This window comes from Pedobacter antarcticus (genome assembly GCF_900112985.1).
Lineage (GTDB): Bacteria > Bacteroidota > Bacteroidia > Sphingobacteriales > Sphingobacteriaceae > Pedobacter > Pedobacter antarcticus.
In genome coordinates, this window is record NZ_FONS01000008.1 from 127987 (window position 1) to 144764 (window position 16778).

Sequence of the window (16778 nt, forward strand, 5' to 3'; positions counted from 1 at the left end):
CTGATTCCCGACTTTAAAATCAGAAATCAGCTGATCACTCAACCGGCGATCAAAATTTGATTAAAATCCTAAGTTTAAGCCTAAACTATAAGTTCTTGGTCTTGGGTATAAATTATAATCGACACCACTGCCAATCTCCGGATCAAGTCCTTTATAGTCGGAAATCACGAACACATTCTGCACATTAGCGGTTATCCGCAAAGTAGTTTTGGAATTCGCGCTAAGCGGACCGAAGTTATAAGCCACACCTGCATTATCCATTTTCAGGAAAGAAGCATTTCTGATATAATAGTCACTCAAGAACTGGTTATTAGAGAATCCTGTGTTCATCAAATCAACCGCAGCGTTGTTAATCAGGCCACTTGGACTCAATACATTTCTGTCTACACCAAAATTGGAAGACACATTGTCATAAATATAGTTACCCAGATTGGCACGCAAAACGGTGCTTAATGTCCATTTTTTATAATTGAATGAAGTTGTAAAACCCATAATATACTTAGGCGCCGGTGCATGGTAGAAATATCTGTCCTGCTCAGTCACTACTCCATCTTCATTCGTGTCTTCATAAATACCTTCAAGTGGCTTACCATTAGTATCATATACTTGTTTATAAACGAAGAAAGCTGCAGGATTGTAATTAGCGGCATTCCATTTCAATGTAGTACCGGTTGCACCAGTGATATTACCGGCACCGATCTTGAAATTCGGATCCGGGTTTAAGGAAAGATTAGTTACTTTATTTTTATTGTAGGTAACATTGAAACCCATATCCCAGTTTATGTCGCTGCTTTTTATCAATGCGACGTTGATACTCGCCTCAATACCTTTATTCTCCATATTACCGACATTTGTCAATAAAAGGTTACTAAAATTGGTTCCAACAGGAATAGGTACGGTACTTAGCAAGTCTTTGGTTTTTTTATAGTAAACATCGACGCTACCAAATACTCTTCCGTTAAAGAAACCGTAATCTAAACCGGCATTGTAAGTCTCTGAAGTTTCCCATTTCAAATCTTTATCGTAGGCAAGCGGCGAGAAGAAATGATAAAATTTATCTCCTATCTGATATTGAGCTTCATTTACACTGCTGTAATAATTAGGCATATAACTGTAGTTCGCTATGCCATCCTGCTGACCGGTTATACCGTAGCTTAAACGAAGTTTTAAATCGGAAAGAACCTTACTGTCTTTCAGGAAAGATTCATCAATCGCTCTCCAGGTAAAACCTGCAGATGGAAAATATCCCCAGCGTCCGGCTTCACTAAATTTAGAGGAACCATCTGCACGCATGGTACCTGATAAGATATATTTATCTGCAAGGGTATAAACTAAACGGCCATAATAAGATAGCAACCTGTTTTGCTGAACATCAAATGGAAAAACCGGAGTGGTCTGAATTCCACCCAATGCATTATAGGCCGTGAAATTATAGGTTTTAACCGCATTGTCGTAAAACCCGTAACCCGCAGTTGCATTAATATTACTGTTAATACCTTTCAGGTCTTTGGAATAATTAAGGTAAAATTCTACTAGTTTATTGTGTTGAACTTCTTCGTACTGTGTCGATTCACCTAAGTTTGCAAATTTCTGTGCAGCATATGCTGGGATTAAAGTTTTTCCATATCCTTTGGACACGTCATAACCTACATTTGCATTAGCATGTAATTCCGGAAGAAAGTGGAAAGAGTAATCCAGGCGCATATTACCGAAACTTCTGTCTGCATAACCTGTATTATTTTTTTGCTCAATTAATCCAAGGGGATTTCTTGGTGCATTCGGGTTCAGCTGGCCTGTCGAGCCTACCCATTCATAGTAGCCACCAAACTGATTGTTTGCATAAATACTTTGAGTCGGATCAAATTGTATCGCTGCGCCAACCGCATCCTGATTTGCAAAACGTGATTCACTGATTGTACCTTTCAGATTCAAATCTACTTTCAGGTGCTTGTCAAAGAAAGTTGGGTTAATCGTAATTCCACCAGATGCACGTTTCAGACGATCGGTTATCAGCAAACCTTTCTGATCAAGGTAACCTGCAGAAACACGATAAGGAATATCCTTAAAGCTTCCAGAAATACTCAGGTTATTATCTGTAGTGAAAGAATTGTTGAAGATCGCGTCCTGCCAGTCTGTACTTGCAGAACCTAATAAGCCGATCTGCTCTGGCGTACCATGTGTATTTACATATTCACGAATCTGATCACCGGATAATACGTCAACCTTTTTTGCAACCGTAGCATATGAATTCACTGTACTGAAGTCAATGCGCGGCTCGCCCGATTTACCTTTCTTAGTGGTAATCAAAATAACACCATTTGAGGCACGTGAACCGTAGATAGCAGTTGCATTTGCATCTTTTAAGATGGTAAACGTTTCAATATCATTAGGATTTACAAGACTCAGTGCGTTGGCAGAACCTGCAATTTTGTTACCGCTAAATGGAATCCCGTCGATTACGATAAGCGGATCATTACTGGCATTCAGAGAAGCACCACCCCTAACACGAATAGTACTCCCAGAACCTGGCTGCCCACCATTAGACGTAATAGACACACCGGCAACTTTACCGGAAATTAATTGTTCTGGAGAGGTAATATTTCCAGCCTGAAAGTCTTTAGAGCTTACTGTTGTAATCGAGCCGGTCAGATCTTTTTTCTGTGCGGTTCCATAACCAATCACAACGACCTCATTCAAATTCTGCGCGTCTGGTTTCAAAGAGAAGTCAAGTACGGTGTTACCGCTTACAGTTACTGCTGACTCTATTGAGGTGTAACCAATATAGCTTGCAGTCAACGATATCGGACCATTTGCAACGCCGGTAATTTTATAATTACCGTTACCATCGGTCATCGAACTCTTACCAAGACCTTTGATGAGCACAGAAGCACCGGGTAAACCGAATCCTGTTTCATCAACCACTTTTCCGGATACTGTTCCGGTCTGAGCCTGTGCGGTAATTATGCTTAGTGTAAGCACGAAAAACAGACAGTATCTCATGATGTAAAATAGCTTCATATTTTATACTTTTTTGGGGGTATATATTTGGATAATAGCAGTGTGTATTACACTCGAGGTAAATTTACATCTGAGATCCACAAATCAAAATATTATATTAAAATAATTTATATGGCAGTATTTTATACTTAAATATGCCATATTTTGGCAGAATAATTTTTGTACACAAATACCAACAAAAACTATTTGTTGGTATCAAAATATTGATTATCAAATATTTGAAGCAAATAAAAACGATAAATAGTGTTTTTTGTACACTAAGTGACTTTATGTCCTTTTTACGGGAACGATACCGGGAACGTTCCCAACTTACTTAGAGAGGGAAGCGGCCTTCAGAAGATAAACTATCCGGAATTCTGCGTATTTCAGTTGGGTCAATGCTTTTTTTAACAGAAAAACACAGCGAAACCGGCATAAAAATACCGGTTAAAAAAAGTCCTTGAATCTGAAGAAATGGAAGAGATATTTGATTTAAACGGCAGTCGATCTGCGTTTGATTAAGCGAGAAACTAAAACTATTTTTTCATTGCTATTTACGGTATCCGGCTGCTCGAGCATCTTAAATAAAAGAGATGCTGCCTCTACACCTATTCTGGTAGCTGGCTGGGTAACAGTAGTCAGAGAAGGATTTAATAGCGGTGCGATTTCAAGGCTTGAAAACCCGACGACTTTTAACTGTTCGGGAATTTGAACGCCCAATTCATGACAAGCTGTATAAGTAGCGAAAGCCAGACGCTCCACCGACGTGAATACGCCATCAGGTTTCAGTTCCTGCAACATATGTTTCAGAATCTGCCCGTTTTTACGATAACTATTGGTACAGTCCACAACCAGATGGTCGTCAAATGGTATTCCGTACTTTTCTAATGCATCCAGATACCCCTGCATCCTGGTCTTCCCGATAGAAAGATTTTTATTGATTACTAAATAGGCAATACGCTGGCAACCTTGCTTAATGAGGTGTTGAGTGGCTGCAAAACTACTTTCATAATCATTAGTTATTACTCGTGGTGCAGAAATGTCTTCATAAACTCTATCGAAAAAAACCAACGGAAGCCTCTTATTATTCAGACCGTTCAAATAGGTGGGATCATTCCCCTCTCCGGAAACTGACATAATAATCCCGTCGGCCCGACCGTTATGCAAATGCCTTATAAAGGAGACTTCTTTTTCGAAATCATCATCTGTCGCGTAAATCAGGATATGATACCCCTTACTCCGGGCAACCCCCTCTATTCCATGAATTGCCTGAGAGAAAAAATTATTTGCCAGTTCAGGAACGATTACAGCTATTGTCTTACTACGCTGTTCTCTAAGATTACTTGCATAATGATTCGGCTGATAGTTGAGTTCTTTAGCCGCAGCAAGTATCTTATCTTTCGTTTCCCTGCTGATATCGCTGTTATCCCGGAATGCCCGGGAAACAGTCGATGTAGATAAATTTAGAGCTTTAGCTAGTTCTTTGATATTGATATTACGCATGGAAAATGCTGGAATTACAAATAATATAAGAGTAAATATAGATGAATTTCCTCAATAGCCTTATTTAACTGCAATTTTTACCAAAAATACCTTACCTAATCATTCCAACGCCAGTCACCGGCTATCTTTAAAGGCAACTCCAAATTATTTTGTTTAAGAAAATCCTTCAATTCATTCTCCGTTTGTCTACCAACAGGGATTACAGGTGTGTTAGCCAGAGCATATGTTAACATAGCTGAATAACGTACAGTATTCTTCAATTCCTGCTCATCGACTAGGTGAAAACCGTCACCATCTGAGTGATAGAAAGGACCCGAATTATTTGGTAGTTTGCCGCCAGTTCCACCCGCAGTCGGAATACCTTCCAGCATAAACGGTTGATGATCACTATGTAATCCGGCTCCAGCCCTGAAGAGATTTTTATAGCCGGTATCTATCTGTGCAATTTGTGTACCCCAGCCTTTAATCAAATCCTCCATTTCTTTCCGGCTTGTCGTAACTCCTTTAGGATCATTAGTCATGTCGTAGTTAAGCATATACTTGATTTCACCTAACTCGTTTTTTGCTTTAGCGTCGCGGACAAAAGCTTTAGATCCTAAAAGGCCCTGCTCCTCTCCCATAAACATGACGAATTCTACAGTTCTTTTAGTCTTTAATTTGAGCGTTTTAAAGGTTCTTGCCATATCCATTATGGCAAATGAGCCTATACCGTTATCTATTGCACCAGTGGCAAGATCCCAGCTGTCCAAGTGTCCGCCGAGTACGATTTTTTCTTTCGGAAACTCCGTACCCTTCAATGTTGCAACAACATTTCTTGCCTTAATCATCCCGGAGAAATTGGTCATATTTAAGTTAGCATACTGAGGTTTTTTAGCCAGTTCTGCCTTAACAGCCATTCCATCTTCCAATCCTATACAAGCGGCTGGTATTGGAATAAGCTTACCGGTTACCGAAGCCGTACCCGTTAACAGGACTCCATTTTTAACGCCATTAATAATGATGATACCGGTTGCTCCGTATTTTGTAGCCAGGGCCGTCTTTTCAGAGCGGTGTAATCCCGGTGTTCCGGCTGGTGAACCAGGTAGAACTCCTAGATATACAAGTGCGATTTTACCTTTAACCTGACCTGCTTTCTTTTGATAATCCTCATCCAGACCATTCCCCATATCTACGAGTTCTCCACTTACATTAGCTTTCACAGGTGAATGCGCAAGTGCTACTGAGGCGACTTTATGTAAATTTGAAGCTGCATCACCAATTTTCGTCTCGTTATTCAACCTGCTCCAGCTCTCCACTTCAAAAGGCTGGTAACGCACATCATACCCATAAGATTTCAATAGCTTAAAAGCATACTCTTCTGCTTTCGCACCATTTGCAGAGCCGGTTAAACGGTGGCCGATTGTAGAGGTCGCATCTTTCAGCGTCGAATAAGCCTTAGAATGCTGCTGGACTTCTGAATTAATTTGTTTAAATGCCGGAGAAAAATTGTCCTGAGCGTAAGCGGACACGGCGAAAGCCGATAAAAAGAGAAAGCAAGAGGTCTTCATGGTCTTATTTTTTGATTAAATTAAGTTATTTCTTAATATCAAAAAGAATTAAGTCCCGATAATCCGCTTTCGTATGATGATTGTTACTTTTTACGTTCTGTTGTATAGCGAACAAGCTGTTCAAGACCAGTTCTGGCCTCACTTTCAGGAAAAGTATAGAGAATATCAAATGCTTCCTGCTGATATTGGGCCATTTTTTCGGATGCGTAACGAACCCCTTCTTTTTCATTTACGAAATCTATGATTTCCTGTATCTTTTTAGGATCATCTTTATGATTCTTCACTAAATTGATCATCCTTTTCTTTTCCGTCTTATCGGAACGGTTTAGTGCATAGATTAGAGGGAGCGTAACTTTCTTCTCTTTGATATCAATTCCAAGTGGCTTGCCGACGTCATCGGTACCGAAGTCAAAAGTATCGTCCTTAATCTGGAAAGCTATCCCCACTTTTTCACCAAAAGCATGCATTTGCGCAACCTGCGCATCGTCAGCACCTGCAGAGGCAGCGCCGCAAGCGCAGCATGATGCTATTAATGAGGCTGTTTTCTGTCGGATCACATCGAAATAAAGTTCCTCGCTGATATCCATACGCCGAACCTTCTCAATCTGGAGCAATTCGCCCTCACTCATTTGTCTCACAGCTTCAGAAACGATCTGTAACAAGCGGAATTCGTTATTATTTACCGACAAGAGCAGTCCTTTGGCCAATAGATAATCTCCTACAAGGACTGCAATTTTATTCTTCCATAATGCATTAATTGAGAAAAAACCACGGCGTTCGTAAGCATTGTCGACAACATCGTCATGAACTAGTGTTGCTGTATGCAATAATTCAACTAATGCAGCGCCACGGTGTGTTGATTCCAGAATACCGCCGCAAAGCTTGGCTGCAAAAAAGACAAACATCGGCCTAATCTGCTTTCCCTTTCTTTTTACAATATAATGCGTAATACGATCCAGTAATGGAGCATCACTATGCATAGAAGCTTTAAATTTTTCTTCAAAAACTTCGATATCTGCAGCTATAGGTTTCTTGATCTGATTTATTCCCGGCATTCACGCTAAAATTAATGGGCAAACTTAATTAAAATCGGCTAATTGCCGGCTTTAATGCTTTCTAAAAATAAGATTTAAAGGATTTCGGCAGAAATATGCCTGATAATTTGAACTGCATGTACTCTTGAGTTCTCAATAAACCATTGATGTGTATCTCTTCCTCCACAAACAACCCCTGCCAGATATAAACCAGGCAAAACAGTCTCCATCGTTTCCTCATTATACGCAGGTTCATGCTTTTCCGTATCTGCCAGCTGAACACGCAAACGTTCCAGCATGCCAAAATCCGGTTGGTACCCGGTCATCGCGATTACAAAATCATTCTCCAGGATTATATTACCATCCGGAGTCTGTATAGTTACCTCACCATCACGGATTTCCGTTAATTCCGAATGAAAGTATACTTTGATAGCCCCCTCTTTAATCCTGTTTTCAATATCTGGTCTGACCCAGTATTTCACATAGGAACCAATCTCTCCTCCACGGATAACTAAGGTAACCTGTGCCCCCTTACGGTAGGTTTCTAACGCAGCATCTATTGCAGAATTATTAGCCCCGACTACAACTACTCGCTGAAACGCATAAAGATGCGGGTCTTTATAATAGTGCGTAACCTGAGGTAGTCCCTCACCGGGAATATTCATGAGTAACGGGATGTCGTAAAAACCAGTAGCAATAATGACTTTTCTGACTTGGTAGGTCCTTTTAGATGTTTTTACGAGAAAACTACTTCCGACACTATCAGCCGATCTTTCAACCTGCTCAACCCGTTCAAATAACCGAATATTCATAGCGAACTTTTCTGCTACACGACGATAATATTCTACAGCTTCATTTCGGTTGGGTTTAGGATTAATGCTGACAAATGGCACCTCTCCGATCTCCAGCTTTTGTGAGGTCGAAAAAAAAGTCATAAAAACAGGATAATTGAACAAACTGTTTACCAATGCCCCTTTTTCGACAATAACGTATGAAAGGCCGGCACGCTGTGCTTCTATAGCACAAGCCATCCCTATCGGCCCGGCACCAACGATCAGGATATCATACTTATCCATTTTCACGAGCTGAAGATGTTTCGGTAAAGGTGTCGGAACGTAAAAGGCCGGTTGACTTAATTGCACCGTAACCACCCTGCACATCCACCACTTCATTTATTCCACGGGCTTTCAGGATAGAGGCCGCTATCATTGACCGGTAACCACCAGCACAATGGATAAAGTATTTTTGATTTCTTTTCAAATCCCCGGTCCAGTCGTTGATATAATCCAATGGACGGCTCTGACCCGTGACCAGATGACCTGATTCGAATTCTCCCGGCTTTCTCACATCAATAATAGCTGTATCAGGGTTTGACAACATTTCCTTTTCAAAATCCAGGGCGCTCACCGAATGAATCTGATCAGTGTTTCTACCTGAACTTTTCCAGGCAGCGATACCGCCATCTAGAAATCCAATTGTCTGATCGTAGCCAACTCTGGATAACCTGGTAATTGCTTCTTCTGCTTTACCTTCATCTACGACCAGCAGAAGTGGCTGGTGCAGATCCGTAATCAATGCACCCACCCATGGAGCAAACTGACCATTTAAACCGATATTAATTGAGGTTGGAATAAAATCAGCAGCAAAATCCTGCGGTGCCCTAGTGTCTATAATTAAGGCTCCATGGTGTTCGGCTGTAAATTCAAATTCTGCCGGATCCATTGGAACCATTCCCTTTTCCCTGACCTGATCAAAACTTTCATAACCTGCCTTGTTGATCGCCGCATTCTTGGCAAAATACTGTGGTGGGGGCAGAATTCCATCAATCACCTGTGCGATGAAATCACGACGTGATTCGGCCATTAAGGCATAGTTAACTTTTCTTTGGTTGCCAAGGGTATCAAAGGTTTCCTTACTCATATTTTTTCCGCATGCAGATCCTGCCCCATGAGCTGGATAAACGAGAATATGGTCTGGAAGGGTAAGTATTTTTGTTTGCAGAGAATCATATAAAGTACTGGCCATATCTTCCATAGTCAGGTTTCCTTTCTGCACAAGATCCGGCCGGCCAACATCCCCTATAAATAGGGTATCACCGGTGAAAATGCAATAAGGTTCACCAGCTTCGTCTTTAAGCAGGTAAGTTGTGGACTCCGGTGTATGACCAGGCGTATGCAATACTGTAATTTCGAGGTTACCTACTTTAAAGACCTCTCCATCAGTGGCAATATGTGCATCAAAATCAGTTTGTGCCGTTGGGCCGTATATAATTTGCGCACCTGACTGTATGCCGAGATCAACATGACCAGAGACAAAATCAGCATGAAAATGCGTCTCAAAAATGTACTTTATATTAGCTCCATCTTTCGCTGCTTTCTTCAAGTATGGTGCTACTTCGCGAAGAGGGTCAATAATTGCTGCCTCCCCGTTACTCTCAATATAATAAGCTGCTTCGGCCAAACAGCCTGTATAGATTTGCTCTATTTTCATTTCTTTTTTATTAGGCGATTTATCCTGCAAAGACGCATGGACAATCCTGTTCAGGCAACATAACGAAGTGCAAATTAGCTAATTCCGTTCCGATCTCTGTTTTCGGGCGGACAATTTACATTCCGCTTACTAAGCGGTCAATTCTCCCCGGAGATTTTGTTCCATCAGGCTTGCAATTTCAGCTGTAGTTAATCCTTTGCCCATCAAGTACATCAGCTTGGTTACCGTAGCTTCAAAAGTCATATCGTACCCACTTACTATACCCATTTGCTGTAATTTCTTACTGGTCTCATATTTACCAAGTTCAACTGAGCCCCCCTGACACTGAGAGATATCAATAATCAGTTTCCCTTGATCCAGTGCTTCCTGCAAACTATCAATAAACCAACTCGCTGTTGTCGTATTTCCTGAACCAAAAGTTTCCATAACTATAGCATCTACACCTGATCGTGTCACTGCCTGTACTGCTTGTGGTGTGATACCAGGGTACATCTTAAGCACCCCAATATTAGCGTTAAAATTAGACTGCACTTCCAGTTTTCCCTTCGGATGTGGCAAAATATAATTCGTATAGAAAGATAAATTAACCCCCGCTTCGGCCAGTATATGATAATTTGGAGATTGGAAAGCCTCAAATTTTTCAGAATTGTATTTAATTGAACGATTACCGCGGAACAACTGGTAATCAAAGTAAATACATACTTCAGGAACCATTGCTACTCCGTCGTCCTTTCTGGCAACAATTTCGAGTGCAGTAATCAGGTTCTCTTTTGCGTCGGTACGGATCTCTCCGATAGGCAGCTGGGATCCTGTTAATACCACAGGCTTATCCAGGTTCTCCAGCATAAAACTCAATGCGCTGGCTGTGAAAGCCATTGTATCAGAACCGTGTAATACCACGAAACCATCATAACTTTCATATTCCGACTTAATAATCCGCGCAATCTCCGCCCACACTGACGGATCCATGTTAGAAGAGTCCATAATCGGATCAAAAGAATGCACACCAATCTGGTAATTCAACCTGGCGAGTTCCGGCACATTCTGCTGAATTTGTGCAAAATCAAATGGTATCAATGCCCCTGTAAGAGGATTATTTACCATTCCTATAGTTCCACCTGTATAGATGATAAGAATTTTAGTCATTAAACTATCTGTTAAAAATTTTAATAGAGTTTTCCGTTGTTATACGAGCTATTTCCTCCACGCTAAGCTGGTATATATCAGCAACTCGCTGGGCTATATGAATTAAATAACTACTTTCATTTGGCTTTCCGCGAAATGGGACCGGCGCGAGATAGGGCGAATCTGTCTCCAGCACCAGGTGCTCAGGAGATATTCCTTCAAGAACTGCGTCAAGACCTGCCTTTTTATAAGTGACGACACCGCCGATTCCCAGATAAAAGCCAAGATCTATCGTTCGTTTGGCCTGCTCCAGATCGCCTGTAAAACAATGTAGAATGCCGCGTAGTTCCGGACCTCTTTCGGCTTCCAACACTTCAAATACTTCATCAAATGCTTCCCTGCAGTGAATAACTATGGGAAGCCCAAGTTCTTTTGCCCAACCGATCTGCTTTAGAAAGGCATCGCGTTGGATATCCAACGTCGTTTTATCCCAATAGAGATCAATACCAATTTCGCCTATTGCGCAGATATTCCGTCCGCTGATTCCAGCATAAAGCTGATCCAGTACAAACTCATATCCAGGCTTAACATCACAAGGGTGTAAGCCACTCATTGCAAAACAGTTTTCCGGGTAAAGGGAAACAAGCTGATCGATTTTAGAAACAGAATCAAGGTCTACATTGGGAAGAAACAATCGCCCGATCTGGTTATCCAGGCATCGCTTCATTAGTTCGCCCTGTTTCTCTTTATCCGTTTCATAGTATAAATGTGTATGCGTATCCGTTAAAAGCATATTCAAAGTTAATAAAAAAACCCTGTCCGGAATGCCGGACAGGGTTTGTATCTAAGCTAAATATTCGTTTAAATATTATGGTTTCTTAGCTGGTGCTGCCGGAGCAGCTGCCGCTTTCTTAATATCAGTGATTTCCACATCGAAAGCTAGTGGAGAAAACGGAGTAATACCCGCTTGTGGCATACCGCCCTCACCGTATGCTAACTGAGAAGGGATAATCATTGTAATTTTACCACCTTTGCCAATCAGTTTAAGACCTTCATCAAATCCTGGAATCGCTCTTCCTAAAGTAAAAGGACGAGGACCGTATTGGGCCATTGGATTATCTTTTCCTGCTTGTTTTGCGATAGTTTCTACACTTGTATCGAAAACATTATCTTTTCCATCAGACTTCTTAGGAAGTAATTTACCTGTGTAATTTACCATTAAAGTATCAGTAAGACCAGCTCTTTGTGCATCACCAGGTGCGGTAATTACATATTGTAAGCCTGATGCTGTAGTCTGAACTTTAAGTTTATTATCATCTATAAACTTTTTGATTTTCCCTGTTTCAGCAGCTTTATGCTTCGCTACAGTTTCCTGAAAATCTTTCTGGAAGAATTCAGTTGCTTTTCTCTGGAACACTGAGTCTGCTTCTCCAGCAGCTTTGTGCATTACTTTTTCGATTTTCACAGTGAAAACCATATATCTGTCTTTCTGTGTAGCTGGTTTTGGCTGATTAGAATGTTTAGCCATTGAATCCAGGTCAATTTTAAAAGTTGCACTATCACCTTCTGCCAATAACATCAGGGCATCAGAAATATCACCATCCCATTGTTTCTTTGAAACAGGGAAAACAGCTGGCTGCTGAATGTCGTATGTACTACTCGTAACCGAATCCTTTTCAGTTTTCTGAATTGCATTGATTTTAATAATATCGCCTTCAACAATCTTATCTTTTCCTTCGGTTTTGTGGATCTGGTACATCAGGCCACCCGGACCTTTTTTAAAGTTATTACAAGCGCCAAGACCAACCGTGGCAGCTACAAGAATAATGAATGATTTTTTCATCAGAATATATTTGTTTTTTTTTAGTTTTTATGATGCTTGCCAGAAACTTTTATTTTTATCCCAGCAGCTTTCATCAATGTATGAATAGATTTTTTTTAATAACTCTTTTATTGTAACAACTGTGTTTTATATTCAGGAAGTATAGCTTTAAAATGCGCCACCGTATCTTCCAAATTCATATCCGATACTCCACCAGCAGCATTTCTATGTCCGCCACCGTTAAAATATTTATTACATATTTCATTCGCAGGAAAATCACCTGTTGAGCGCAAAGATAATTTAACTTTATCAGTTCTTTCAATGATAAATGCAGCCAATCTGATCCCATTTACGGATAACGCATAATTCACAATACCCTCAGTATCACCAGTCACGATCTCAAAACGCTTCAACTCTTCTGCAGTTACGGTAATAATAGCAGTATTATATTCACGCAGAATCTCCAGTTTGTTGGTCAGACAGTTACCCAGGAAACGTAAACGATTTTCAGTGGCATTATCATATACCAGCTGATGAATTCTCCAGTGTTCTGCACCCGCATCAATCAGATCTGCACCGATTCTGTAAACTGCCGATGTAGCAGAAGGGAAACGGAAGCTACCTGAATCTGTCATAATACCAGTATAAAGACAAGTTGCAATATCCTTGTTCATCAGGGCTCCGTCCTGTAGCACATTTACAATAAAATCATAAACAAGCTGTGCGGCAGCGCAAGCATTAATATTCCAGTGACGGTAATCATCAAAATCTTCAGGATCAAGATGATGATCTATCATTACTTTATAAGCAGACGCGCTGCGGATCACTTCACCCAATTCATTGATCCTGCTAAGCGTATTAAAATCAAGACAAAATACCAGTGAAGCCTCACTGACAAGCTTTTCTGCATGTTCTTTTGCCTCGGTATAAATAATAACGTCGGAGTTATTAGGCAGCCAGTGCAGAAAGTAAGGATAATCTGTCGGCGTAATCACTTTCACGTGATGACCTTTTTGGATCAGATAAGCGTATAAGCCAAGAGATGAACCCATAGCATCGCCATCCGGTTTATGATGTGTTGTAATTACAATTTGCTGCGGCGTGGCAAGCAATGACTGAAGTTCTAAAAGGGATAGCATATTTTTTCGCTGCAAAGCTAATAATTTAATGATGAAATGATTCGTATATAATTTGATGTTTAATATTAAGCGTAGAAAATGTAATTTTGCAAAATAAATAATACAAAGATGACTACAAACAGAACATTTACAATGATTAAGCCAGATGCAGTAGCAAACGGGCATATCGGAGCAATTATCAATGACATTACTGCTGCAGGTTTTAAAATCATTGCTTTAAAATACACAAAACTAACTGCTGAAACAGCTGGAAAATTTTATGAAGTTCATAAGGATCGTCCTTTCTATGGAGACCTTGTAAACTTTATGTCTTCAGGACCTATCGTGGCAGCAATTTTAGAAAAAGACAATGCTATCGAAGATTTCAGAAAATTAATTGGCGCAACTAATCCTGCTGAAGCTGCAGAAGGAACTATCCGCCAGAAATATGCTAAATCTATTGATGCAAATGCTGTTCACGGTTCTGATTCAGACGAAAATGCTGCAATTGAAGGAGATTTCTTCTTTACTGCAGATGAGCGTTTCTAAACATTCCCATAATTACAGAATAACAAAACAGGCACCTCCAAAAAGGGTGCTTGTTTTGCATGCAACCAACCTATCAGCCATTAAAACATTCTTAAACATTCATGAAAAAACTATTAATCGGGCTCTTAATCCCTTTTTGCGGATACACAGTTGTTGCCCAGACTAAAACACCAGTCAAAAAAACACCTGTACGCAATACCGCCTCCAAAACAGGCGTTAAAACAATACATACAGCACCGGCTGTGGCCAAATCAATGAGTACATTAGACTCTGCGAGTTATGCCTTCGGTACCTCAATGGCCGCCAGTTTGAAAAGCGGTGGTCTGACCAACCTGAATTACGACCTTTTAGTGAAAGGGTTAAAAGAGACTTTCTCTGGAAAACAGGCTCTGATAAATCAGGAAGACAGCCAGCGTGCAATTGCAAACCTATTCCAAAAAATGAACGAGAATAAATTTTCAGCTGAAATAGAGGAAGGCAAGGCTTTCCTTCAGCAAAATGGCACTAAAGACGGTGTAAAAACCACTGCAAGCGGTTTACAATATGAAGTGATTACTCCGGGTACCGGAATCAGTCCGAAATCTACAGATACTGTCCTGGTTAACTATAAAGGAACATTACTTAACGGTAAGCAATTTGACAGCTCCTATGACCGTAACGCGCCATTATCACTATCTCTGGACAGGGTTATTCCAGGATGGACGGAAGGAATGCAGTTAATGCAGACCGGCGCAAAATACAGATTCTTTATCCCTTACCAGCTGGCTTATGGAGAAAGAGGAGCAGGTGCAGATATTCCACCATACAGTGCACTTATTTTCGAGATCGAATTATTAAAAGTGAACGGTAAATAAGAAGCTAAAAACCATTTGTAAGGATATTTGTTGTGATCTGTAAACTAATCAAAACGAACATGAACATCAACAAATATCTTCCGTTGGCCGTTGTGGCCCTGTTAATGACAACATTGTCAAGCTGCGCCGCTATTGAAAGTATTTTCAAAGCCGGTGTATGGTCAGGTGTAATTATAGTTGTACTGATACTTGCTTTAGTAATCTGGCTGGTCAGTAAAATCTTCGGGGGTGGTAGAAATTAAACCTACAGGAAGATAATTTCTTTAATAACTTCAGAACCGGCTCGTTCATTCAATTTTTGGATGATGCCGGTTTTGACCATTAAGAGCTCATTTTTTATTACAGAAGACTCAATCCGGATAAATAATTTCTGATGGGCGATATAGATTTGTGTCGTACGGTTTCCAATGGCGGTACCCATAACTTCCGGCCACATGGCTACCACACCGGTCTCATCATATTTACCTCTGAGACGGTATACAGCCAACATCTTAGTGATGGCTTCCTTCATGGTCATATCATTAGGCTTACGCATGTCTTATTGTCCCGTTATCGACTTCAAATATAGTTAAGGGAACATCAATCTGGTTAAAAATCTTAGTGACCCTCTCCTTCCCGGTGTCAGTAATAAAAATTTGTCCGAAATCATGATGAGACACCATTTCCATTAATTTATGCATGCGGTGTTCGTCAAGTTTGTCAAAGATATCATCCAGCAGCAGCAATGGTTTAAATCCTTTATATTTTTCCACGTAAGCGTACTGAGCGAGTTTTAACGCAATTAAAAATGATTTCTGCTGGCCCTGGGAACCAAATTTTTTCAGTGGCATATCAGCGATATTAAACACAAGATCATCTTTGTGGATCCCCGTAGTCGTTCTCTCCAGCGTTTTGTCCTTCTCCAGAGATTGTTTGAGTAGTATAGGGAAAGGCGTTTCATTCAACTGACTCAAATAGGTAAGTGTAACTGTTTCAGCTTCATTGCACAAGTAACGGTAGTATTGATCAAATAATGGTATAAAATCCAGCATAAACTGCCTTCTTTTTTCGAAAATCTTTTGCCCCGAATCTACAAGCTGTTCATCATAGATTTCCAGTAATGCAGGATCATATTTGCGTGTAACTGAAATCTGTTTGAGCAGTGCATTCCTATTTAGCAGTTGTTTATTATACAGCATTAATTCGTCCAGATAAACAGAATCCGTCTGGGAAATCACATTATCCATAAACCGTCGGCGTTCTTCGCTTCCATCCATAATAATTGTAACGTCATAGGGTGAAATCATGACCAGAGGAAAAAGGCCGATATGACTGGCTAATTTATCGTACTCCTTTTTATTGCGTTTAAACTGTTTCTTTTGATTTTTCTTCACACCACAGGTAATCTTCTCCGGTTTGGTCAGCCTGTCAAAGTCTCCCTGAATCATAAAAAGCTCTTCACCGGTCTTAATCTGCTGACTATCTATAGGATTAAAATAGCTTTTACAAAGACAGAGATAGTGAATTGCGTCCAGTAAATTAGTTTTTCCTGCACCATTATTACCTGCAAAGGCATTTACAGTTTTAGAAAAACGCAAATCAGCGTCCGCATAATTTTTAAAATTCAGGAGAGTAATATTTTTTAGCCACATAGTATTCCGCTCAAAGTTACCGTTTAGGTTTCTTAAAATCAGCTTCCCGGCCGATTTGTTTCCCGACAAGAGCTATTCCCATAAAATTCAGGCGGTTCGAAATTGAAC

The 16778-nt window shown here is 40.4% G+C and carries 15 protein-coding genes; 3 read left to right on the forward strand and 12 right to left on the reverse strand.

Annotation, left to right across the window (positions count from 1 at the left end):
- Positions 1 to 60 precede the first annotated feature (60 nt).
- The 10 genes from BM192_RS15790 to BM192_RS15835 all read right to left on the reverse strand — a co-directional run bounded on the left by BM192_RS15790 (position 61) and on the right by BM192_RS15835 (position 13657).
- Positions 61 to 3018 (reverse strand): SusC/RagA family TonB-linked outer membrane protein, encoded by a 2958-nt coding sequence (locus BM192_RS15790; RefSeq protein ID WP_037440657.1) that lies wholly within the window; start codon positions 3016 to 3018, stop codon positions 61 to 63.
- Between the two features lie 471 nt (positions 3019 to 3489).
- Positions 3490 to 4500: a LacI family DNA-binding transcriptional regulator gene (locus tag BM192_RS15795; RefSeq protein ID WP_037440660.1), complete on the reverse strand. Its 1011-nt coding sequence runs from the start codon at positions 4498 to 4500 to the stop codon at positions 3490 to 3492.
- A 95-nt stretch (positions 4501 to 4595) separates the two neighbouring features.
- Positions 4596 to 6047 (reverse strand): M28 family peptidase, encoded by a 1452-nt coding sequence (locus BM192_RS15800; RefSeq protein ID WP_074964044.1) that lies wholly within the window; start codon positions 6045 to 6047, stop codon positions 4596 to 4598.
- Positions 6048 to 6130: 83 nt separating this feature from the next.
- Complete coding sequence (locus tag BM192_RS15805) at positions 6131 to 7102, reverse strand: polyprenyl synthetase family protein (RefSeq protein WP_037440662.1); 972 nt, start codon at positions 7100 to 7102, stop codon at positions 6131 to 6133.
- A 74-nt stretch (positions 7103 to 7176) separates the two neighbouring features.
- Positions 7177 to 8157: a YpdA family putative bacillithiol disulfide reductase gene (locus BM192_RS15810; RefSeq protein WP_037440664.1), complete on the reverse strand. Its 981-nt coding sequence runs from the start codon at positions 8155 to 8157 to the stop codon at positions 7177 to 7179.
- Entirely contained in the window at positions 8150 to 9571 is a 1422-nt protein-coding gene (locus BM192_RS15815; protein WP_037440666.1) for an MBL fold metallo-hydrolase, read from the reverse strand. Before BM192_RS15815 ends, BM192_RS15810 begins: the two co-directional genes overlap by 8 nt.
- A 129-nt stretch (positions 9572 to 9700) precedes the next feature.
- Positions 9701 to 10717 carry an asparaginase gene (locus BM192_RS15820; protein WP_037440668.1) on the reverse strand — a complete coding sequence of 339 codons (1017 nt, stop codon included), beginning with the start codon at positions 10715 to 10717 and terminating at the stop codon, positions 9701 to 9703.
- 4 nt (positions 10718 to 10721) lie between these two features.
- Positions 10722 to 11489, reverse strand: a complete 768-nt coding sequence (locus tag BM192_RS15825; RefSeq protein WP_037440670.1) for a TatD family hydrolase — start codon at positions 11487 to 11489, stop codon at positions 10722 to 10724.
- A gap of 75 nt (positions 11490 to 11564) precedes the next feature.
- The gene (locus tag BM192_RS15830) at positions 11565 to 12539 is read right to left on the reverse strand and encodes an FKBP-type peptidyl-prolyl cis-trans isomerase (RefSeq protein ID WP_037440673.1); all 975 of its coding nucleotides are present in this window, start codon (positions 12537 to 12539) and stop codon (positions 11565 to 11567) included.
- 107 nt (positions 12540 to 12646) lie between these two features.
- Positions 12647 to 13657 carry a DHH family phosphoesterase gene (locus BM192_RS15835; RefSeq protein ID WP_037440675.1) on the reverse strand — a complete coding sequence of 337 codons (1011 nt, stop codon included), beginning with the start codon at positions 13655 to 13657 and terminating at the stop codon, positions 12647 to 12649.
- 108 nt (positions 13658 to 13765) lie between these two features.
- Here BM192_RS15835 and BM192_RS15840 point away from each other — a divergent pair, with 108 nt between their 5' ends.
- The 3 genes from BM192_RS15840 to BM192_RS15850 all read left to right on the forward strand — a co-directional run bounded on the left by BM192_RS15840 (position 13766) and on the right by BM192_RS15850 (position 15281).
- Positions 13766 to 14185 (forward strand): nucleoside-diphosphate kinase, encoded by a 420-nt coding sequence (locus BM192_RS15840; RefSeq protein WP_037440676.1) that lies wholly within the window; start codon positions 13766 to 13768, stop codon positions 14183 to 14185.
- 101 nt (positions 14186 to 14286) lie between these two features.
- Entirely contained in the window at positions 14287 to 15039 is a 753-nt protein-coding gene (locus BM192_RS15845) for a BamJ family beta-barrel-assembly machinery protein (protein ID WP_051759864.1), read from the forward strand.
- A 59-nt stretch (positions 15040 to 15098) separates the two neighbouring features.
- Positions 15099 to 15281: a hypothetical protein gene (locus BM192_RS15850; protein WP_037440678.1), complete on the forward strand. Its 183-nt coding sequence runs from the start codon at positions 15099 to 15101 to the stop codon at positions 15279 to 15281.
- Between the two features lie 2 nt (positions 15282 to 15283).
- On the opposite strand, the gene BM192_RS15855 is transcribed toward BM192_RS15850, so the two are convergent.
- Both BM192_RS15855 and recF read right to left on the reverse strand, forming a co-directional pair.
- Positions 15284 to 15574 carry a DciA family protein gene (locus BM192_RS15855; RefSeq protein ID WP_037440680.1) on the reverse strand — a complete coding sequence of 97 codons (291 nt, stop codon included), beginning with the start codon at positions 15572 to 15574 and terminating at the stop codon, positions 15284 to 15286.
- On the reverse strand, positions 15567 to 16670 hold the full coding sequence (recF, locus tag BM192_RS15860; protein WP_037440684.1) for a DNA replication/repair protein RecF: 1104 nt from the start codon (positions 16668 to 16670) through the stop codon (positions 15567 to 15569). The genes BM192_RS15855 and recF overlap by 8 nt, the downstream gene beginning before the upstream one ends.
- Positions 16671 to 16778: the final 108 nt, after the last annotated feature.

Coding starts and splice junctions, on each gene's coding strand:
- BM192_RS15825 (WP_037440670.1), bottom strand. CDS start 11,489: ATGCTTTTAACGGATACGCATACACATTTATACTATGAAACGGATAAA.
- BM192_RS15850 (WP_037440678.1), top strand. CDS start 15,099: ATGAACATCAACAAATATCTTCCGTTGGCCGTTGTGGCCCTGTTAATG.
- BM192_RS15820 (WP_037440668.1), bottom strand. CDS start 10,717: ATGACTAAAATTCTTATCATCTATACAGGTGGAACTATAGGAATGGTA.
- BM192_RS15845 (WP_051759864.1), top strand. CDS start 14,287: ATGAAAAAACTATTAATCGGGCTCTTAATCCCTTTTTGCGGATACACA.
- BM192_RS15800 (WP_074964044.1), bottom strand. CDS start 6,047: ATGAAGACCTCTTGCTTTCTCTTTTTATCGGCTTTCGCCGTGTCCGCT.
- BM192_RS15790 (WP_037440657.1), bottom strand. CDS start 3,018: ATGAAGCTATTTTACATCATGAGATACTGTCTGTTTTTCGTGCTTACA.
- BM192_RS15835 (WP_037440675.1), bottom strand. CDS start 13,657: ATGCTATCCCTTTTAGAACTTCAGTCATTGCTTGCCACGCCGCAGCAA.
- BM192_RS15830 (WP_037440673.1), bottom strand. CDS start 12,539: ATGAAAAAATCATTCATTATTCTTGTAGCTGCCACGGTTGGTCTTGGC.
- BM192_RS15840 (WP_037440676.1), top strand. CDS start 13,766: ATGACTACAAACAGAACATTTACAATGATTAAGCCAGATGCAGTAGCA.
- BM192_RS15810 (WP_037440664.1), bottom strand. CDS start 8,157: ATGGATAAGTATGATATCCTGATCGTTGGTGCCGGGCCGATAGGGATG.
- recF (WP_037440684.1), bottom strand. CDS start 16,670: ATGTGGCTAAAAAATATTACTCTCCTGAATTTTAAAAATTATGCGGAC.
- BM192_RS15805 (WP_037440662.1), bottom strand. CDS start 7,102: ATGCCGGGAATAAATCAGATCAAGAAACCTATAGCTGCAGATATCGAA.
- BM192_RS15795 (WP_037440660.1), bottom strand. CDS start 4,500: ATGCGTAATATCAATATCAAAGAACTAGCTAAAGCTCTAAATTTATCT.
- BM192_RS15815 (WP_037440666.1), bottom strand. CDS start 9,571: ATGAAAATAGAGCAAATCTATACAGGCTGTTTGGCCGAAGCAGCTTAT.
- BM192_RS15855 (WP_037440680.1), bottom strand. CDS start 15,574: ATGCGTAAGCCTAATGATATGACCATGAAGGAAGCCATCACTAAGATG.